The sequence below is a fragment of the Actinokineospora inagensis DSM 44258 genome (assembly GCF_000482865.1).
In the GTDB taxonomy this organism is placed as follows: Bacteria; Actinomycetota; Actinomycetes; order Mycobacteriales; family Pseudonocardiaceae; genus Actinokineospora; species Actinokineospora inagensis.
In genome coordinates this window covers 19,755-39,462 of the sequence record NZ_KI519516.1, presented here as the reverse complement: position 1 = coordinate 39,462, position 19,708 = coordinate 19,755, and the positions used below count along the sequence as shown (strand labels likewise).

Annotated in this window: 17 protein-coding genes; all 17 read left to right on the top strand. The window is 70.3% G+C overall.

The window, feature by feature from the left end; genetic code table 11:
- The first annotated feature begins 121 nt into the window (after window positions 1-121).
- The 17 genes from H504_RS0126265 to H504_RS0126180 all read left to right on the top strand — a co-directional run bounded on the left by H504_RS0126265 (window position 122) and on the right by H504_RS0126180 (window position 19,527).
- Entirely contained in the window at window positions 122-781 is a 660-nt protein-coding gene (locus H504_RS0126265; protein ID WP_026425205.1) for a Pvc16 family protein, read from the top strand.
- Window positions 778-2,781: an ATP-binding protein gene (locus H504_RS0126260; protein WP_026425204.1), complete on the top strand. Its 2,004-nt coding sequence runs from the start codon at window positions 778-780 to the stop codon at window positions 2,779-2,781. The genes H504_RS0126265 and H504_RS0126260 overlap by 4 nt, the downstream gene beginning before the upstream one ends.
- Window positions 2,782-2,935: 154 nt before the next feature.
- Window positions 2,936-4,465, top strand: coding sequence for a phage tail sheath family protein (locus H504_RS0126255; RefSeq protein WP_026425203.1), 1,530 nt, complete (start codon window positions 2,936-2,938; stop codon window positions 4,463-4,465).
- An 18-nt stretch (window positions 4,466-4,483) separates the two neighbouring features.
- Window positions 4,484-4,927: a phage tail protein gene (locus H504_RS0126250; protein ID WP_026425202.1), complete on the top strand. Its 444-nt coding sequence runs from the start codon at window positions 4,484-4,486 to the stop codon at window positions 4,925-4,927.
- A gap of 4 nt (window positions 4,928-4,931) precedes the next feature.
- On the top strand, window positions 4,932-5,360 hold the full coding sequence (locus H504_RS0126245) for a hypothetical protein (RefSeq protein WP_026425201.1): 429 nt from the start codon (window positions 4,932-4,934) through the stop codon (window positions 5,358-5,360).
- Entirely contained in the window at window positions 5,357-5,515 is a 159-nt protein-coding gene (locus H504_RS37095; protein WP_157440668.1) for a DUF6760 family protein, read from the top strand. The genes H504_RS0126245 and H504_RS37095 overlap by 4 nt, the downstream gene beginning before the upstream one ends.
- Window positions 5,516-8,142: 2,627 nt before the next feature.
- Complete coding sequence (locus tag H504_RS41645; protein WP_157440646.1) at window positions 8,143-8,394, top strand: hypothetical protein; 252 nt, start codon at window positions 8,143-8,145, stop codon at window positions 8,392-8,394.
- Between the two features lie 10 nt (window positions 8,395-8,404).
- On the top strand, window positions 8,405-8,836 hold the full coding sequence (locus H504_RS0126225) for a phage tail protein (protein ID WP_026425198.1): 432 nt from the start codon (window positions 8,405-8,407) through the stop codon (window positions 8,834-8,836).
- On the top strand, window positions 8,836-9,600 hold the full coding sequence (locus H504_RS0126220) for a CIS tube protein (RefSeq protein ID WP_026425197.1): 765 nt from the start codon (window positions 8,836-8,838) through the stop codon (window positions 9,598-9,600). The genes H504_RS0126225 and H504_RS0126220 overlap by 1 nt, the downstream gene beginning before the upstream one ends.
- Entirely contained in the window at window positions 9,590-11,359 is a 1,770-nt protein-coding gene (locus tag H504_RS0126215; protein ID WP_026425196.1) for a VgrG-related protein, read from the top strand. Before H504_RS0126220 ends, H504_RS0126215 begins: the two co-directional genes overlap by 11 nt.
- A gap of 22 nt (window positions 11,360-11,381) precedes the next feature.
- Window positions 11,382-11,663, top strand: a complete 282-nt coding sequence (locus H504_RS0126210; protein ID WP_026425195.1) for a PAAR domain-containing protein — start codon at window positions 11,382-11,384, stop codon at window positions 11,661-11,663.
- Between the two features lies 1 nt (window position 11,664).
- Entirely contained in the window at window positions 11,665-12,105 is a 441-nt protein-coding gene (locus H504_RS0126205) for a GPW/gp25 family protein (RefSeq protein ID WP_026425194.1), read from the top strand.
- A complete protein-coding gene (locus H504_RS0126200) occupies window positions 12,105-14,039 on the top strand; it encodes a putative baseplate assembly protein (protein ID WP_026425193.1) in 1,935 nt (644 codons plus the stop codon). Before H504_RS0126205 ends, H504_RS0126200 begins: the two co-directional genes overlap by 1 nt.
- 3 nt (window positions 14,040-14,042) lie before the next feature.
- The gene (locus H504_RS0126195; protein ID WP_026425192.1) at window positions 14,043-14,642 is read left to right on the top strand and encodes a phage tail protein; all 600 of its coding nucleotides are present in this window, start codon (window positions 14,043-14,045) and stop codon (window positions 14,640-14,642) included.
- Window positions 14,642-15,628 carry a zinc ribbon domain-containing protein gene (locus H504_RS0126190; RefSeq protein ID WP_026425191.1) on the top strand — a complete coding sequence of 329 codons (987 nt, stop codon included), beginning with the start codon at window positions 14,642-14,644 and terminating at the stop codon, window positions 15,626-15,628. The genes H504_RS0126195 and H504_RS0126190 overlap by 1 nt, the downstream gene beginning before the upstream one ends.
- A gap of 8 nt (window positions 15,629-15,636) precedes the next feature.
- Window positions 15,637-18,186: a vWA domain-containing protein gene (locus tag H504_RS0126185; protein ID WP_026425190.1), complete on the top strand. Its 2,550-nt coding sequence runs from the start codon at window positions 15,637-15,639 to the stop codon at window positions 18,184-18,186.
- 27 nt (window positions 18,187-18,213) lie between these two features.
- Window positions 18,214-19,527: a COG1470 family protein gene (locus tag H504_RS0126180; protein ID WP_026425189.1), complete on the top strand. Its 1,314-nt coding sequence runs from the start codon at window positions 18,214-18,216 to the stop codon at window positions 19,525-19,527.
- Window positions 19,528-19,708 lie beyond the last annotated feature (181 nt).

The following is a 19,708-nucleotide window of genomic DNA, read 5'->3' as shown; positions in this document are numbered from 1 at the left end:
AACTACCAGTTGCCCGTTGGGGAAGGCGCCCGTTCCCCCAAGCCTGGGCTTCGACGGGTGTGGACGCGGGTGTCGCCGCGCGATAGTCGGGTGCCGGTGCTCGGTGAGGCGGGGAGGACGTGTGATCCACGAGGTTGACCTCTGCCTTCGGCGGCTGGTGCGCGACGACCCGTTGCTCAGCGGCGAGGCGGATGTGGCGTTCGAGGCCCCCACGAAGGAATGGGCTTCCCGACGCAACGCCCCTACCGTGAACGTCTACCTCTACGACGTGCGCGAGGATCTACGCCGACGAACGCGTGGACTGCAGAACGAGTACGTCAACGGTGTCGTTACCGCGCGCCACTTGCCGCCCAGGTACTTCAAGCTCTCTTACCTCGTTTCCGCATGGACGCAACGTCCCGAAGACGAGCACAGATTGCTCTCGTCCCTCTTAAGCCGATTCCTCCGCTATGAGGCGATCCCACCTGAGCTGCTGGAAGGCACCCTCGCCGCCCTCGCATTGCCCATACCGATGACGGTAGCCCTACCGCCGCCGGAAGACCGTGCCTTTGCCGACGTGTGGACCGCGCTCGGTGGCGAGCTCAAGCCGTCGCTGGATGTCGTCGTGTCCGCGCCGATGGAGACCGGCCGGGTGTTCCCGGCGGGCCCGCCTGCCCACGAGGGTGTTCGGCTCAATGTCAACGGTGACAGCGCTGTCGGGCACAACGTGCCGGAAGACGCCACACCCGACCAGCCCCTGGAACGGGTCGCCATGACCCGGGTGCGCAGGGAGGCACAGTGACCGACACCAGCGTCCTGCACCTGTTCGACCGTCTTGCCGCCTTGGAGCAACGCATCCGTGAGGCCGTGGCATTAAGACGCGCGGGCGACCCCAACCCGGATGACCCGTTTCGTGGGCTCTACCTCTCCGAGGAAGCCATAGACGCTCTCTTCTCCGACGCGCGCTCGCCGTTCCCGCTCCCCGGCGACCTCGATCCGTCAGGCGTGTCCGATCGTCTTACCGAACTCGTGCCTCTTACCCCGCTGGACGCCGAGTTGCTGCTCATCGCCGTCGCCCCCGACATCGACAGCCGCTACGAGCAGTTCTACGGCTACCTCAACGACGACGTCACTCGCCGCCGCGCCAGCGTCGGCCTCGCATTGCGGCTGTGCGGCATCCCGGAGGCGTCGGCCCCGGCCCGCGCCCGACTCGACGCGGACGCGCCGCTGATCACCTCCGGCCTGCTCGTCGTCGACGACCGCGACCGCCCCCTGCTGTCCCGCTCCCTGCGTGTCCCGGACCGGGTCGTCGCCCACCTGCTCGGCGACACCCGCCTGGACCCCGGCATCGCCGGTTTCGCCACCGTCGCCACCGACCTGGACGCCCTGCCCGGCACCGACCACCTCACGCGCGCGTTCGCGGGTGGCGTTCGATCCGTCTACCTGCGTGAGCACCCCGGCTGCGGAGCCCGCGAGACCGCCGCGACAGCACTGTCCGACGCGGGTTTCGCCGCCCTGACCGTGGACACCCAGCGGCTCCCGGCCGACCATCCCCACGACACCGCCCGAGCGCTGCTCCGGGAAGCCCTCTTGCGTGGCGCGGGCATCGTCATCGGTCCCGTTGGTACTCAGGGCACTCCCTTGCCTCTTGCCCCGCTCGACCATCCCGCTGTCCCCGTGGTTCTTCACGGGACCTCGGTGTGGGATCCAAAGTGGAGCATTACGCCACCGGTCCAGGTTGACGTCCGTCCCCTCTCAGCCCCGGCACGGACGAAGATCTGGCAGTCCTGTCTTGCGGGCAAGCTCGCACCGGATACCGACCCGGGCTCGGTCACCGCGCACTTCGTGTTGGGACCCGGTCAGATCCGCAATGCCGCCCACGCCGCCGAGCTCGCTGCCATCGCCTCCGGTAGCCCCGTCAACGCGAACCACCTGCGCGCGGGAGCCCGGAGTCAGAACGCGGCCGGACTCCAGCACCTCGCGCGCCGCATCGAACCCGCCGTGGGCTGGGACGACCTGGTCCTGCCCGCACCCATCCTGGCCGGCCTCCGCGAACTCGCCGCCCGCGCCCGGCACCGCGACCGCGTCCTGGACGAGTGGCGGATGCGACCCGGGGGCGGCCGGGGCCGCGGCGTCACCGGGCTGATGGCGGGCGACTCCGGCACCGGCAAGACCATGTCCGCCGAGGTCATCGCCGGGTCGCTGGGCATGGACCTCTACACCGTCAACCTGGCCACCGTGATCGACAAGTACGTCGGCGAGACCGAGAAGAACCTGGAGCGGATCTTCGCCGAGGCCGCCGGGGTCAACGGGGTGCTGCTGTTCGACGAGGCCGACGCGATCTTCGGCAAGCGCTCCGAGGTCCGCGACGCGCACGACCGCTACGCCAACATCGAGAGCGCCTACCTGCTGCAACGCATGGAGACCTTCGAGGGCATCGCGCTGCTCTCGACCAACCTGCGGGCCAACCTGGACGACGCGTTCACCCGCAGGCTCGACGTCGTCGTCGACTTCCCCGTCCCGGACGAGTCGCTGCGCCGGACGCTGTGGGACCGCTGCCTCGGCCCGGTCCTGCCCCGCGGTGACGACCTGGACCTCGACTTCCTCGCCGATTCCTTCGAACTCGCCGGTGGCCACATCAGGTCCGCCGCCGTCACCGCCGCGTACCTGGCCGCGGACCGCGGTGAACCCGTGTCCATGGCCCGCCTGGTCGGGGCGGTCGCGCGGGAATACCGGAAGCTGGGCCGACTGTGCCTGGAACGCGAGTTCGGCCCGTACCTCGGGGTCGCGCTGGCGGGCTGACCCGTTACCGCGCGCACGATCACGATTGGGACGCGACCGCCTGCCTCTTAGGGCAACGGCCGGTTCCCCCGCACGCCGCCTGAGGGCCGTGGGAGGCAACGGTTTCCGGGGCCAGTATCAGTTTCGTCAGCGGCCGACTCCTTGGAGGCAGACCATGCCCAATTACCTCTCCCCGGGTGTGTACGTCGAGGAGGTGGAGTCGGGGTCGCGGCCGATCGAGGGCGTCGGGACCGCCGTCGCCGCCTTCGTGGGCCTCGCCGAGCGCGGCCCCTACGACGAACCGACGTTGGTCACCAACTGGGGCCAGTTCACCCAGACCTTCGGTGACTTCGTCGACGGCGGCTACCTCGCCCAAGCCGTCTTCGGCTACTTCCTCAACGGCGGCACGACCTGTTACGTCGTACGAGTGGGCGCCAGCGAGAACGGCAACGGTTCCGGCCCGGAGCCCGCGCAGGCGCGACTCGGCAACTACCGCGTCGCCGTCAAGCAGTTGCCCCCGGCGGAGAGCAGGGATGGCAAGGCGGACGAGATCACCGTCGAGGTCGCCGACCCGACCGAGGAGAACGCCCCCGACGACCGCTTCACCCTGCTCGTCAAGCAGAACGGCAAGGTCGTCGAGACGCACAGCGCGACAACCAAGCGCGGCAAGGAGAACATCGTCACCGTGGTCCGCGAGAAGTCGGCGCTGATCACCGTCGAGGAGGTCGCCGCGGGCGCGCTCGTCAAGCCGGACCGGGGGAGCGTGCTACTCGCGCCGCCACCCGCCACCGTCGAGTCGATCAGCGCGGACGACATCGTCGGCGACGTCGCCGACCGCACCGGCTTCGGCGGCCTGGAGGTCATCGACGAGGTCACCATGGTCGCCGTGCCCGACCTGATGGGCCTCTACCAGCGCGACCTGATCGACCTGGAGGGCGTCCAGGCCGTGCAGACCGCGATGATCGCGCACGCCGAGCTGATGGGCGACCGGCTGGCCATCCTGGACACCCCGCCCGCGCTCAACCCGCAGCAGGCCAAGCAGTGGCGCGACGACGTCAACTACGACACCCGCTACGCCGCGCTCTACTACCCGTGGATCAAGGTCGCCGACCCGTCCGGTGACGGCGCCGTGTTCGTCCCGCCCAGCGGCCACCTCGCCGGGGTCTGGGCGCGCAACGACGGCACCCGCGGCGTGCACAAGGCACCCGCCAACGAGGTCGTGCGCGGCGTGCTGTCCCTGCAGAGCGTGGTCACCCAGGCCGAGCAGGCGCTGCTCAACCCCGTCGGCGTCAACTGCCTGCGCTCGTTCACCGGCCGCGGCATCCGGGTCTGGGGCGCGCGGACCCTCTCCAGCGACAGCGACTGGCGCTACCTCAACGTGCGCAGGCTGTTCAACTACCTGGAGGAGTCCATCCTCAACGGCACCCAGTGGGTGGTGTTCGAACCCAACGACGAGGCGCTGTGGGCCCGCATCCGGCGCACCATCAGCTCCTTCCTGGTGATGGAGTGGCGCAGGGGCGCGCTGTTCGGGTCCACCCCGGACGAGGCGTTCTACGTCAAGTGCGACCAGGAGACCAACCCCGCGGAGAGCATCGACTCCGGGCACGTGGTGTGCGAGATCGGCGTCGCGCCGGTCAAGCCCGCCGAGTTCGTGGTGTTCCGGCTGGCCCAGCTCTCCGGCGGCACCAGCCTGGTCAACGAGTAACCGAAAGGGCGGCAGCGCATGGCACTCCCCGATCTCGACACCTCGGTCGGCCACTCGTTCGGCCTCGAGGTCGACGGCATCCAGATCAAGGCCATCAACGAGGTGTCCGGCCTGAAGATGGAACAGGACGTCATCGAGCTCAAGCAGAACACCGCGGACGGCAAGTACGTCATCAAGAAGCTGCCCGGTCGGCCCAAGGCGGGCGAGGTCACCCTGACCCGCGGCCTCACCGGCGACACGAGCTTCGAGAAGTGGGTCAAGGACGCGCACTTCGGCAAGATGGCCAACGCGCGCAAGGGCGGCGCCATCATCGTCTACGACTACGAGGGCAGCCCGATCAAGCGCTACAAGCTCACCAACGCCTGGCCCAAGTCCCTGGAGATCGGCTCGCTCAAGGCCGGGGACACCAGCGTGCTCACCGAGAAGCTCGTCGTCACCTACGAGATGATGGAAGTCGAGTAACCGGATGCGCCGAACCACGACCGCCGTGCAGGACCCGCCGCGCGCCACCGAGCCGCGGCGGGACCTGCGCACCGAGTTCGCCTTCGAACTCCCGCGCGGCTACCTGGACGACAACGGCGTCACCCACGTCACCGGCACCATGCGCCTGGCCACCGCGCGGGACGAACTGGTCCCCCTGCGCGACGACCGGGTCCGGGAGAACCCGGCCTACCTGACGGTGGTCCTGCTGGCCAGGGTGGTGACCCGCCTCGGCGACGTCACCGACATCCACGCCGGTGTCATCGAGAACCTGTTCGCCACCGACCTGGCGTTCCTGCAGGACCTCTACCGGCGGGTCAACAGCGAGGGCCACACCCGCGCCGGGGTCACGTGCCCGCAGTGCGGTCACGGCTTCGCCGTCGACGTGGCCGGTGGCCGCCTGGGGGAATCCTGACGTACGCGCCCGACCGGCTCCAGGAGGAGGTCGCGTACGTCGCCTACCACTTCCACTGGCCCCTCGACGACATCCTCGACCTCGAACACCCCGACCGGCTGCGCTACGTGGCCGAGATCGCCCGCATCAACACCCGCATCACACAGGGACGGTGACCATGTGGCCGTGGCGGCGCAAGCCCACCGCCCTGCCGGTGGTGCGGGCGGACTGGCGCGCGCTGCCCCCGCTCGACCGGGTACTCGGCGACCACCCGCTGGTGAACCCGGTGCAGCGGTTCAGCTCGGGCCTGACCGCGTGGCAGAACCCGTCCTTCCTCCGGCCGCTGGCGCACCGGGTCGCCTCGGACGAGCCGAGCGGGTCGGCGGAGGTGGTGCGCCCCGCCGAACTGCCGTTGGCCGGGCGGGGGCCACGGTTGTCCACTGTGGATCGTAGTGGCGGGTTGCGGTTCGGGCCGGTGCAGCGGGCGGTGGAACCGGCCCCGTTCGCCCCGGTGATCGACATACCTGCGGACGACCCGACCGTGTTCGTCCGGCCGGTCGCGGAGATCGACGAGCCTGTAGCGGCGCCCCAACCCGTAGTGGCGGAGGAGCTTCCCGTGTCGGCAGGGTCAGTCGCGGGACCCGCTGTGGCACCGGAAGTTCCTGTGCCGGTGGTGGTGCCGCGATCCGCTGTGGCACCGGAACTTCCGGTGCTGACGGGGCCGGTTGCGGGGGTGCAACGTGCCGTCGCGTCCGAGCCCGGTGCTGTACCGGAGTCGGTGGTGGCTTCGGAAAGGGCGGTGATGGCGGAACCGGAGCGCGCTGTGGTGTCTGAGGCCGCCTTGCCGGTGGAGCCCGCTCCGGCGGTGGACCGTGCCGTGCCAGTGGAACCTGTCGTGACGGCGGAATCAGCCGTGGCGGTGCGGCGTGCTCTGGTGTCGGGGTCCGCTCTGACGGCACCGGACCGTGTCCTGCCTTCGACACCTGCGGTGCGGCCGGAACCGCCTGTGGCGTTGCAACGTGCGGTGGTGCCGGATTCCGTTGTGGCAGTTGAGCCCGGCTCGGCGCCGCAGACTGCCATGCCGCCGCAACCTGCGGTGGTGGTGTCGGAACGTGCCGTGCCTGCTGAGCCTACGGTGGTGGCGGTGCAGCGTGCGGTGGTGTCGGGTTCCGCTGCGACGGTGGAGTCTGGCTTGGCGCCGCAACCTGGTATGCCGTTGGAACCTGCGGTGGTGACGTCGGAACGTGCCGTGGTATCGGGGTCTGACGTGATAGCGGGACCTGGCTCGGAGCCGGATCGCGTCGTGCCTGCTGAGCCTGCGGTGGCCTTGCAGCGTGCGGTGGTATCGGGTTCCGCCGCGAGAGCAGAATCTGGCTTGGCGCCGGAACCTGGCATGCCGTTGGAGCCTGCAGTAGCGGTGCCGAACGGTGTCGTGGTGTCAGGGTCTGATGTGACAGCAGGACCAGTTTGGGCGTCGGAACGTGCCGTGTCTGCTGAGCCCCCAGTGGTGGTGCAGCGTGCTGTCGTGCCGAGTTCCGCCGCGAGAGTGGAGCCTGGCTCGGTGCTGCAACCTGTCCGGCGGTCGGAACCTGCCGTGGCCGCGAAACCGGTTGTCGCGGTGCAACGTGCTGCTGTGCCGGAATCCGCAGTGCAGTCAGAGATACCTGTGGTGGCGGAACCTTTCACGGCTACGGAACCTGCCGTAGTGGTGGTGCCGGAACCGGTTGTGGTGTCGGAAAGTGCTTTGGTATCCGAGCGTGCGTTGGTCTCGGAGCCTGCGGGGGCCGATGCGGTGGGCGAGCCCGCCGTGGTGTCGGAGTCTCGGGGGGTGGTGGATCGGCCGGTGGTGGCGCCTGAGGTGAGTCGACCGGTGGTGCAGCGGCGGATCGGGCTGGGGGAGCCGTTCATGGGGTCACCCGACGATGCGGCGGTACCTGTCTCGGCGAGGCTGGACCAGCCGTTGGTCGGGTCTGGTGCCCCGAGTGTGGATGTCCAGCGCGCGGTGTCTTCGGAGTCTGTTCCCGGGCTTGGTGTGCCGCAGGTGCGGGGGCTTGGCGCGTCGTTCGCGAGTACACAAGCCGAGGCGCCGGTCGCGCCCGGTGTTGCGGAGTCCGGGTCGCTGGAGTCGGTTGACCGGCCACTGGTGGGTACTGAGCCGCCGGTGGTCCAGTCGTCGCCGGTCGAAACCCTGGATGACTCCCCGCCCACGGACGTGGTTGTCGAGCCCTTCCACGCTGAAGCAGCTCCGCCTGTGGTGGTTGGGCGATCGGTGGAGTGGGGTGTTCGGCCGCTGGTCGGTGCCGAGCAGCCGGGGAGCGCGCCTGTGCAGCGGTCGGTCGGTGGATCGCCTGTGGACCGGGTTGTTCGTGCGGCGGGTGTTGAGCTGCCGGGTACGCCGGTCGACAGCGCCTCGGTGCAGAGGTCTCCTGTGCCGGAGGCCGCGCGTCCGGTTGTTGGCGCGGTGGGTGTCGCGCCGATCGGCGAGCTGTTGGGTGTGCGGGCCGACGCAGCGTCGATGCCGAGGTCGGATGTGGAGGTCGCGCGGGTTGCGGGTGCCCCGGTGCAGAGGTTGGCCGTGGGGACTTCGGAGACAGCGGTCGGTCGGTCGATTCCGGCGGTGGGTGTGCGGGTCGAGGCTGTGGACCGGCCGCTTGTTGGTGTGGGGAGCTTGACGGTGCAGCAGAGCGGTGAACCGGGTGGGGCCAGGACGGCTCCGCTCCCGGAAAGTGCGTTCACTTGGTCGTCGGGGGTCGAGTCGCCTGGGGTGGTTGTTCAGCGTGGTGCTGAGCCGTATCCGGTCCCGGTGAACCCACCAGCCGCGCAGCCGGAGTGGGCGGAGCCGGAACAGACGGTGACCGTGGCGAGGGTGGCGGACGAGCCCGCCGCTGAACCGCCGCCGGAGCGCGGGCCGACGGCCGCTCCGCAGGCGCCGAAGGCGGAGGCGGCGCCGGAGGAGTTGGTGCGGAAGTTGTTCGACCCGTTGTTGCGGCGGTTGAAGACCGAGCTGCGGTTGGACCGGGAACGTTGGGGTCGGGCGACCGACCGGTGGCACTGAGGGAGCCGACATGACCAGCATCGAAGAGGCCGTCGCCGTCTGCTACGTGGTGAAGATCGACGACGCGAGCCTGGGGGCGTTCAGCAGTTGTGACGGCCTCGGCTGCGAGTTCGTGATGGAGCAGCGGGAAGAGGGCGGCAACAACGGGTTCGTGTGGCAGTTGCCGACCAGGATCAAGTACGGCAACGTGAAGTTCTCCCGGCCGGTGACCGCGGACAGCGCGAAGATCACCCAGTGGATCGCGAGCATGGCGGGCGGGGTGCGGCGCAAGACGGCGACCATCGAGGCGCGGACCTTGGAGGGCAAGGTGATCGCGCGCTGGTCGTTGCTGGACGTGGTGCCGGTGCGGTGGACCGGGCCGCAGCTCTCGGCTGACTCGCCGAAGGTCGCGACCGAGACACTGGAGCTCGCGCACCACGGGTTCCTCGGTCGGGGTGCCTGATGGCGTCGCCGGTCACCTTCGTCTCCGCCGGGTCGTCGGCGCCGTCGGCCTACGGCGCGGGGGCGCCCGCGAACCTGCAGCGGGCGAAGCTGGCCGTCCACATGCCACCGCAGGCGGGCAGCACGGCCAAGCCGGGCGCGTTCATGTTCGACATCCCGTTCCAGTTCAACCCCAAGGAACTGTCGATCACCAAGAACGCCAAGTGGGGGCGGGACGCGCAGCGCAACGCGAAGAAGAGTGGCCCGCCGGAGTTCAAGGGCGCCGACCCGTGCAAGTTGACGCTGGAGATGTTCCTGGACGCGACCGACACGATGGGCGACAAGGTCGTCAAGACGGTCGAGCAGGTGTTCGCGTGCTGCGTGCCGACGGAGGAGAGCAGGCAGAGCGGCAAGGGCTCGCCGCCGTGGGTGGTGTTCAAGTGGGGCGGGATGACCGGGTTCCCGGCGTATGTCAGCAGTGTCACCGCCAAGTACGTGTTGTTCACCCCGGCCGGGCTGCCGGTCCGCGCGGTGTGCACGGTGAACCTGGAGGAGATCTCCGGCGAGCAGGGCGGTCAGAACCCGACGTCCGGGACGCTCGCTGTCCGCGCCACGCACACCATCGTCGCCGGGGAGACCCTGCAGTCGGTGGCCTACCGCGCGTACGGCGACCCGAACTTCTGGCGGGACATCGCCGAGCTGAACGACATCGACGACCCGATGACCGTGCGGCCCGGGACGCGACTGCGGGTGCCCGCGCTGGAGGAGATCACCCGTGGCCAATGAGAGCTTCGCCAACACGTTGGTCGTGTCGATCGGGGGGCGGCAACTGCCCGCCGACGTCAAGGCGATGCTCACACTGGCCTATGTGGACGACAGCCGCAACCTGCCCGCCGTGTTCGTCCTGCGGTTCCGCGACCCGGGCGGTGTGGTGCTCACCAAGACCGGCGCCAAGATCGGCGCCCCGGTCGAGGTGAAGGTGCAGACGGCCGATCCGGGTGGTCCGCAGCCGCTGCTGACCGGCGAGGTCACCGCGGTCACCCTGGACCTGGACCGGGTCGGCACGTTCACCGAGGTCCGCGGCTACGACCACGCGCACCGGCTGTTCCGGGGCAGGCGGGTCGCGGTCTACCCGGAGATGACCGTGGCCGACGTGGTCCGCAAGGTCGCCACCCGCGCCGGTCTGCAGGCGGGCACGATCGACGACGTCGCGGGCTACGGCGGCGCCCCGAACACCCAGTTCAGCCAGCACAACCTGAGTGACTGGGAGTTCCTGTCCCGGTTGGCCGACGACGTCGGCGCGCAGATCACCGTGTCGGACAAGAAGCTCAGCTTCCGCCTCCCCGAGCAGCCTTCCGCCGCGCCCGGCCAGTCCGCCAAGGCGACCGCCGACCCGCTGGTCCTGGAGGCGCACCGCAACCTGGTCAGCCTCCGGGCGAGCGTCACCGCCGCCGAGCAGGTACCGGAGGTGGGCGTGCGTGGTTGGGACGTCAAGGCGAAGCAGGCCGTGACCGCCACCGCGCCGCCCAAGCACGCCGGAATGGACGTCGCCGGTGCCAATCCGGTCGAGATCGCGAACAAGGTCGGCAGCCCACCGATGGCGGCCGTGACCACCAGGGGCACCCAGGGCGCGGCGACCGCGATGGCCAAGGCGCTGGCGGAGGACTTCGGCGCCGCCTGCGTCGAGTTGGACGGGGTCGCCAAGGGCAACCCGAAGCTGCGGGCGGGCGCTCAGGTGTCGTTGGCGAACGTGGGCGAGCCGTTCGTGGGCAAGTACACCCTCACCAGCACCCACCACCTGTTCAGCGACGAGGTCGGCTACACCACCGAGTTCACCGTGTCCGGCAGGCAGGAGCGGTCCTTCTACGGTCTGGCCTCCGGTGGCCGGGACCAGAAAGTCCACAGTGGACTTGTGATCGGGGTGGTCAGCGATGTGCGCGACCCGGACAAGCTGGGCCGGGTCAAGCTCACCTTCCCGTGGCTGTCCGACGACTACACCAGCACCTGGGCGCGGATGACCGAGTGGGGCGCGGGCAAGGCCCGGGGCGCGATGATGCTGCCCGAGGTCGGCGACGAGGTGTTGGTCGGCTTCGAGCACGGCGACTTCGACGCCCCGTTCGTCCTCGGGTCGCTGCACAACGGCAAGGACACCGTGCCGCAGTTCAGCAAACCGGTGGTGGACGGCGGGTCCGGTGAGATCGCGGTGCGCGGGTTCGTCTCGCGCAAGGCGCACAAGGTGGAGTTCGTCGAGGCGGACGGGATCACGGTGGCCACCGGGGACGGCAAGTGCGTGGTCAAGCTGGACCAGACCGCCGGGTCCATCGAGATCACCAGCGCCAAGACGATCACGGTGAAGGCGCCCAACGGCATCACCGTCGACGCCGGTCAGGGCCCGCTGGAGCTGACCGGGCAGACGGTGAAGGTCAAGGCGGCGACCGAGTTCTCCGCCGAGGGCGCCACGGTCGCGGTGAAGGGCCAGGGGCAGGCGGAACTGAGCGCGAGCGGGGCCACCACGGTCCGCGGCGGCGTAGTCAAGATCAACTAACGGATCGAGCAGGAGGCGGGCCATGCCACCAGCGGCGCGGGTCGGGGACCCGACCGGGCACCCGGGCACGATCACCGGCCCCGGCGTGCCCACGGTGTTGATCGGCGGCAAACCGGCGTCGGTCGTCGGTGACCTGCACGCGTGCTCGTTCCCACCACCGCCCCCGCACCCGCCGACCCCGATCGTGCCGCCCGGGTGCCCGACCGTGCTGATCGGCGGCAGGCCCGCGGCGCGGATGGGGGACATGTCCGGCTGCGGGGCGCCGATCCTGCTCGGCTGCCCGACCGTCCTCATCGGAGGTTGACGTGGAGTTCATCGGCAGGGGCTGGGCGTTCCCGGTGCGCACCGACGCCACCGGGTCGGTCGCGCTGGTCGGCGGCGACCGGGAGATCGTGGAGAGCATCCGGCTGATCCTGGGCACCTCGCCGGGGGAGCGGCCGATGCGCCCGGAGTTCGGCTGCGCCATCCACGACCTGGTGTTCGCCCCGGCGGACGCGGCGACCGCGGGTCAACTCGCCTACGAGGTGCGCTCGGCGCTGGAGCGGTGGGAGCCGCGGATCGCGCTGGAGGACGTGGTGGTCGGGTTCGACGCGGTCGACCAGGGCATGCTGCTCATCGACATCCGGTACACGCTGCGCGACCGCAACGACCCGCGCAACCTGGTCTTCCCGTTCTACGTGATCCCCACGCACGAGCCACCGCTCATCCCGGGCGCCGAGCGGCCCGCCGCCGGGGAGGTCCGCTGATGGCCATCCCGATCCCGAACCTGGACGACCGCCGGTTCCAGGACCTGGTGGACGAGGCGAAGCGGCGGGTGCAGCAGCGCTGCCCGGAGTGGTCCGACCACAACGTGTCCGACCCCGGGGTGACGCTGATCGAGACCTTCGCCGCCATGGTCGACCAGTTGATCTACCGGGTGAACCGGATGCCCGAGCAGGCCTACCTGCGCTTCCTCGACCTGATCGGGGTCGACCTGTTCCCGCCCGCCGCCGCCCGCGTGCCCGCGACGTTCCGGTTGTCCGCGCCGCAGGAGAACCCGGTGGTCGTGCAGGCGGGGAGCCAGGTCGCGACCCAGCGGGTGGAGGGCGTCGAGCCGGTGGTGTTCACCCTGGAGCGGACCCTGGAGATCCGGCCGTGCGCGTGGGCAAGGCTGGCGACCTCGTCGGGGGACCGGCCGCCGGTCGACCGCACCGACGACGTGGTCGACGGCCGCGAGCCCGCGCTGTTCGGCACGCCGCCCGAGCCGGACGACACGGTCTACTTCGGACTGTCCGACGCCGTGCCCGGCGGGCTGGTGCTGCTCAGGATGGAGTGCCAGGTCGCCGGTGTCGGCATCGACCCGAAGGACCCGCCGCTGGCGTGGGAGGCGTGGGACGGCGACAAGTGGGCGTCCTGCGCGGTCGCCCACGACACGACCGGCGGCTTCAACACGGCGGGCGACGTCGAGCTGCACCTCCCCCCGACCCACGCCGCGTCTGTCGTCGGCATCCACCGGGCGGGCTGGATTCGTTGTCGGGCAACGAAACCGGAGCCCGGACAGCCGTTCTACCAGGCACCCCCGACGTTGCGGGCCGTCACCGCCGCGACGGTGGGTGCCACCGGGACCGCCGTGCACGCCGAGGTCGTGCGGGACGAGGTGCTCGGGGTGTCGGAAGGCGTGCCCCGACAGCGGTTCCCGCTGGCGCGGCGACCGGTGGTGGCGGGCACGCCGTTGACCGTCGAGGTCGCCACCGCCGACGGTTGGCAGGAGTGGACCGAGGTCGCCTCGTTCGCCGACTCCGGCCCGGCCGACCGGCACTTCACCCTGGACCGGATCGCGGGCGAGATCGTCTTCGGCCCCGCGATCCGCCAGCCGGACGGCGCTTTCCGCTACTACGGCGCGGTCCCGGCGAAGGCGTCGGCCATCCGCGTCCCGGAGTACCGGACCGGCGGCGGCCGCGGTGGCAACGTCGCGCGCGGGATGCTGGCCGTGCTGCGCGACCCGGTGCCGTTCGTCAGCGGGGTCACCAACCACCACCCCGCGACCGGCGGGGTCGACGGCGAGAGCGTGCGGGACGCGGCGGTCCGCGGTCCGCTGACCCTGCGCACCCTGGAACGGGCCGTCACCGCGCACGACTACGAGGAACTCACCAAGGGCGCCTCACCGCAGGTGGCCCGGGTGCGCTGCGCGGAGGACCCGGACAGCCCCAACGGGGTGCGGGTGCTGGTCGTGCCGGACATCCCGACCACCGGCGAGTTGTCGTTCGGCTGGTTGAAGCTGCCCGACCGGCTGCGCGCCGACGTCGAGCGCACCCTGTCCGCCCGCCGCTGCCTCGGCGCCCGGGTCGTGGTCGAGCCGCCGTTCTACCAGGGCGTCACCGTGGTCGCGCGGCTGCGGTCCCGGCCGAAGGTGGTCGCCGAGGGCCTGACCGAGCGCGCCACCCGCGCCCTGCACGACTACCTCAACCCGATCAGCGGCGGCCCCGACGGCGACGGCTGGCCCTTCGGCAGGCCGGTGCAGGAGGGCGAGATGTTCGCGGTGCTGCAGCGGCTCGACGGGGTCGAGATGGTCGAGGACGTGATGTTGTTCGCCGCCAACTCGGTCACCGGTGAGCGCGGGAACCGGGTGCAGCGGATCGACATCGCGGGCGACGCGCTGGTGTTCAGCTACCAGCACCAGGTTCGAGTGACGAGGAGTTGAGCCGTGCGCACCGCGTCCGCGGACGTCCCGGTCCGCCACCCGATCGGCGACCGGCTGCCCGGGATCTACGCCGAGAACGAGTTCACCCAGCGGTTCACCGCCGCCCTGGACGAGGTGTTCGCGCCGGTGTTCGCCGTGCTGGACGCCTACGCCGACCTGTTCGACCCGGCGCTGACCGCCCCGGACTTCCTGGACTGGCTCGGCGGCTGGGTGGCGCTGGAGGTCGACGAGCGGTGGAGCGTGGCGCAGCGGCGGGCGCTGGTCGCGGGCGCGGTCCGCACACACCGGTTGCGCGGCACCGCGGCCGGCCTGGCCGACCAGGTGCGGGTGCTGACCGGCCTGCGGGTGCGGGTCGACGACAGCGGCGGCTGCGTGGTGCGGGCCGAGCACGGCGGCCCGCTGCCCGGGTCGGATCCCGGGGTGGTGCGGGTGGACGTCCTGGTCGACGGCCCGCTGGATGGCTCAGTTGGTGGCTCGGTCGGTGGCTCAGGTGACGGGTCGGTGGACGTGGTGGCCGTGCGGGCGGCGGTGGCCGAGTTCGTGCCGGTCCACGTGCGGGTGGAGGTTCGGGTCGTGACGGGGGATGGGCGGGAGAACGGGTGATGATTGTTTGCGCGAAGTGCGGGGAGCGCTCCGCCGAGGGGACGCAGTTCTGCCCGAGGTGCGGCGAGTTCCTGGAGTGGTCCGGCCACGAGCCGGACCGGCAACCGGCCGCGGTGACCACAGCGACGTCGGCGACCTCAGCGACCTCGGCCCCGGTCGCCGCCGATGCGCCGGAGGTCGATCACCCGGGGGCGCAGCAACCGGCGGACGCGCGGCCGCTGCGGCCCCGGGCGCAGACCGAGCACCGCGAACTGGCCGAGGATGACGTCGTCTGCGTCGGCTGCCGCACCCGCAACCCGGTGTCCCGCCGGATCTGCATGGGCTGCGGGCGGCCGTTGGACGAACCGGAACAGGTCAAGCCGCCGTGGTGGAAACGGGTCCGGCTCAGCCGCAAGCGGAAGGGACCCCGTCGTCGGGGCGTGCTCGCCGCGATCGGGCGGTGGCTGCGGCGGGTGTTCGTGGCGATCCTCGCCGTCCTCGCCGTGCTGTACGGGATCGTCCCCGGGTTCCGGACCTCGGTGAACCAGGAGGTCGTCGCCGGGCGCAAGTGGGTCGAGCGGCAGTTCGGCGCCGACCTGCGACCGGTCCGACCGACCAAGATCTCCGCGACGGCGGCGACCCCCGGGCACGACGCGACGCTCGCCGTCGACAACGCGAAGAACACCTACTGGGCGGCGCCGATGACCGGGGCGCCACCGGTGCTGGTGCTGACCTTCGACCACCCGGTCGACCTGCGCCGCGCCATCGTCCGGGTCGGCGATCCGGCCCAGTTCCAGGCCACGCACCGGCCCGCCCGGCTGCACCTGGTCTACTCGACCGGCAAGACCTACGACGTCGCGCTCGCCGACACACCGGACGCGCAGACCGTGGACCTGGCCAACAGCGCGGGCGCCACCCAGGTCGAGGTGCACGTCGTCGACATCCACCGGTCGCTGCAGGGCACCGACGTGGCGCTGTCCGAGGTCGAGTTGTTCGAGCAGCCATGAGGTGGGGTGTGGCCGCACTGCGGCTCGGCGTGGTCGGTGTGCTGATCGCGGCGCTGGTGCCCGGGTCGGCCGCGGTGGCGCAGCGGGCGACGACGGTCGGCATGACGATCAGCGAGCCGACCGAGGGCGCGGTCGTGCCGCCCGGCGCCGTTCCGGTGCGCGGCACGGCGTCCATCGGCGACACGACGTTGCCGCCGGACACGGGCATCGTGCTGGTCGTCGACGTCTCCGGCAGCACGGACTCCGTGTGCGGCACCCGCACCACGCTGGGCTGCGAGGTCGCGGCGGGGGAGGGGGTGATCCAGCAGGCCGTGCACGAGGGGTCGATCGGGTCGGTGGCCGTCGTGGCGTTCGGCGGGGACGCGAAGACCGCTGACCTGAGTCCGCCGGTGTCCGACTCGAACCCGGTCGACGAGTACGTCCGGCCCGGCACGGACGCCGACCACGACAACGTCTACGACACCTCGACCGTGTTGGAGAGCCTGGACAACGGCACGTCCGGTGGCATCGGGAAGTACACCCGCTTCGACGTCGACTCCGGGTACACCCGGTACCCGGAGGCGGTGACCGTGGCCAAGCGGGTCGCCGCGACCATGCCCGAGCACAACAAGCTGATCATCTTCATGTCGGACGGGCAGAACAACGGCGGCTCGGTCACCGACGCGCTGGACCCGGTCGTGGACACCATCAAGTTCCACACGTTCGCGGTGGGCACCGCCGCCACCTGTGGCACCGTCTCCGACTCGACGACCCTGGGCTACATCGGCGACCACACACACGGCGGCTGCAGCGAGGTCGGGGACGCGACGACGCTGCCGGACGTCGTGCCCAACTTGGTCCGGTCGTCGCTCAACAGCGTGTCGGTCAGCGTCGACGGTGGGACCGAGCGGCAGATCTCCGTGCCGGGGCTACCGCACACGGGTCCGTATACGACGCCCTACGACACCACCGTCGACCTGGCTTCGGGGAATCACCGGGTGTGCGTGATTGCCCGGGGTAAGGATGTTTACGGTGACGGTAGCGCTGTCCAGTGTCGGAACGTGATCGTGAACGCGCCGCCGGTGGTGAACGCGGGTGGGCCGTATGACGGCCTCCAGAACGCGGACATCCCGATCGCCGGGACCTTCACCGACTCCGATGGGGCGACTCAGACCACCACGTGGACCGTCAACCCGAACAGCGGGGAATGCACGGTCGCGAACCCGTCGGCGTTGAACACCACGGTGCGGTGCACCACGTTTGGCACCTACGTGTTGTCGCTGACAGGGTCGGACGGGGTCAACGGGCCGGTGCGGAACACGGCGATCCTGCACGTGCGCAACGCGCCGCCGACAGTCGACGCGGGTGGCCCGTACTCCGGTGGGCAGGGCACGCCCGTCCAGATCACCGGTACGGCGACCGACCCCGATGGACCTTCGTTGACCACGACGTGGTCGGTCCTTCCGCTTCAGACGGGGGGACCCGTTCCCGACTGCGCGATCGCCAACCCGCAGGCCCTGCGCACCACGATCACGTGCAACCAACACGGCACGTACACCGTTGTCCTTACCGCCAACGATGGCGTCAACGAGGAGGTATCCGATACGACCACGGTCACCTTCGACAACGTTCCACCGAAAGTCGACGCCGGGGGGCCTTATACCGGTCAGGAAGACACGGCTATCCCCATCAAGGGCACTGTCGCCGATCCGGACAGCCCGGAATCCAAGGTGACCTGGTCGGTGGACCCGCAGTGCTCGTTCACCGCGACCGACCAACTGTCCACAAACATCACCTGCGCTGATCCGGGGAAGTACACGCTGGTGTTGACGGTGGATGACGGGGTCAACCCGCCCGTGAGCGCTCGCACGGTTCTTACGATCACGAAGACGCCTGAGCCCAAGGGTGCCTTGTCGCTGAGCCTGACAGCCCTACCGTCGCCCGGTTACGTCGGCGGGCTCCCGGTCACGGTTACCTACACGGTGCGCAACGGCGGACCCGTTCCCATGACCGGGGTTCGGCTCACCGCGCCGGTGCCGACCGGGTTGGTCGCGGGGGCCCCGGCGGGCTGCCCCACGGCGTGCGACCTCGGGACTCTCGCGCCCGGACAGAGCGTGCAGGTGCAGGGCGCGTACCTCGCCGGCGCGGCGGTGGACGTGCCGGTGACCGCGACCGTCAGCACCACCGGGCCGGACATCGATCCCAATGACAACACCGCGACCGGGCGGATCGTGGTGAAACAGCCGACCCTGCGGGTTGATCCGTCGGCGGGCCCGCAGGGTGAGGTCACCAACGCGTACGGCACCGACTTCCCGCCCGACGCCACCGTCCGCCTCAGTTGGGACGTCGGCATCTCCGAGTTGCCCGGCACCGTGCGGGTCAAGCCGGACGGCACGTTCCAGTCCCAGGTCCTGGTCTTCCACAAGGACACCCTCGGCCCCCGCGCCCTGGGCGCCGACCCGGCAGGCGGCTCGCCGTTCGGCCGCGTCCAGGCCACCCCGTACGTCGTCATGATCCGTTCCCTGCAACCGGTCGCGTTCGTCCTCCGCGGCGATCCGCGCACCTTCATCCTGCGCTGACCGCGCCTCGTAGTTAAGGAGCCCGCGATGGGTGCCTCCGCGACCTTGTCCACGCCCACCCTGGCGGTCCGAGCGGGCGACCAGGTCACCACGACCGTCACCATCCGCAACGCGGGCGGCATCGTCGACCGCTTCGCGATCGACGTCATCGGCCCACCCGCGCGGTGGGCCACCGCCACCCCGGACAACGTCAACCTGCTCCCGGACGAGTCCACCACCATCACGATCACCTTCGCCCCGCCCCGGTCGGCCGAGGTTCCCGCCGGAACCCTTCCCTTCGGGGTTCGGGTGTTCTCGCAGGAGGACCCCGAGGGTTCGGTGATGACCGAGGGCGAGCTGGCGGTCGAACCGTTCGACGAGCTCACCGCGGAGATCGTCCCCGCGAAGGTGGAGGGCGCTTCGGGCGCCACTTTCGAGGTCGCCGTTGAGAACTCGGGCAACCAGCCCGCGAGTCTCGTGTTGGCGGCCAGCGACCCCGAGGCCGAGGTCCGTTTCGCTTTCGCGCACCCGGAACTGACACTGGCGCCTGGTACGACCGCCTATGTCCGGCTTCGGGTGAAGCCGATCCGCCGATTCTTGCGTGGGCAGCCTGTTCGGCATCCGTTCAAGGTTGTGGTGACTCCGGCCACTGGTGCCGCCGTCACGGCTGAGGCGACCTATGTCCAACGTCAGTTACTTCCCAAGTGGGTCCTGCCCGCGTTGGCGATACTGTTGGCGTTCCTGCTTGTGGTGATCGCGTTGTGGTTCACCGTGTTGAAGCCCGCCGTGCGTTCCGCTGCCACAGACGCGGCGGCGAAGCAGTCGGCCGACATCAAACAGGTCGCGCAGTCGGCGCAGCAGAACGCGGTTGGGGCGCAGAAACAGGCAGGAGAGGCGAAGGGCAACGCCGACCGGGCCCTTCGGGCGCAAGGGGTTGACCCGGCCCAGCCCGCTGCGGCCGACCCGACTGTGCCTGTGCGGTCGGCGGCGCCTCCGGCGCCTGCTGTTGTTCCGTTTGACACGCGAATCGCGGCTGACGCGCCGATTGATTCGGATCCTCGGCGGTTCAAGGAGTTTCCGTATGTGGTGCCGGATGGGAAGACGTTGCAGGTCACGGATCTGATTCTGCAGAACCCTCGGGCGGATGCGGGGACATTGCGGGTTGTTCGGCGGAACCGGGACGATCGGACGACGATGTTCGAATTCGGGCTGGGGAACTTCCGGGACTTGGATCATCACTGGGTGGAGGCGTTGACGTTCACCGCTGGGGAGTCGGTGGTGTTGGCGGTGAGTTGTCAGAATCCTGTGGAGAAGGGGGACTGTACGCCTGCGATCTCGTTGTCGGGGAGGTTGGAGGGGTGAGGGGTCTCTGGGCCTCGGCTGCGCCTCGGGGTTCGGCCTTGTCGCCTGGCGGCGACGCCGGCCATTGGCGCCAGATTAAAGCTGAAGTGCCCGTTGTGGTGAAGTTGTTTTGTTTGGGGCCCCTAGCGGCAGCCTGGGTAAGGCTAAAAGGCGGGGCCACTGGAAAGCGTGGCCTTACCCG

Bases quoted from the DNA above. Each gene is read 5' to 3' on its own strand.
- H504_RS0126255 (WP_026425203.1), top strand. From the start codon at position 2,936: ATGCCCAATTACCTCTCCCCGGGTGTGTACGTCGAGGAGGTGGAGTCG.
- H504_RS0126250 (WP_026425202.1), top strand. From the start codon at position 4,484: ATGGCACTCCCCGATCTCGACACCTCGGTCGGCCACTCGTTCGGCCTC.
- H504_RS0126245 (WP_026425201.1), top strand. From the start codon at position 4,932: ATGCGCCGAACCACGACCGCCGTGCAGGACCCGCCGCGCGCCACCGAG.
- H504_RS0126225 (WP_026425198.1), top strand. From the start codon at position 8,405: ATGACCAGCATCGAAGAGGCCGTCGCCGTCTGCTACGTGGTGAAGATC.
- H504_RS0126220 (WP_026425197.1), top strand. From the start codon at position 8,836: ATGGCGTCGCCGGTCACCTTCGTCTCCGCCGGGTCGTCGGCGCCGTCG.
- H504_RS0126210 (WP_026425195.1), top strand. From the start codon at position 11,382: ATGCCACCAGCGGCGCGGGTCGGGGACCCGACCGGGCACCCGGGCACG.
- H504_RS0126200 (WP_026425193.1), top strand. From the start codon at position 12,105: ATGGCCATCCCGATCCCGAACCTGGACGACCGCCGGTTCCAGGACCTG.
- H504_RS0126190 (WP_026425191.1), top strand. From the start codon at position 14,642: ATGATTGTTTGCGCGAAGTGCGGGGAGCGCTCCGCCGAGGGGACGCAG.
- H504_RS0126180 (WP_026425189.1), top strand. From the start codon at position 18,214: ATGGGTGCCTCCGCGACCTTGTCCACGCCCACCCTGGCGGTCCGAGCG.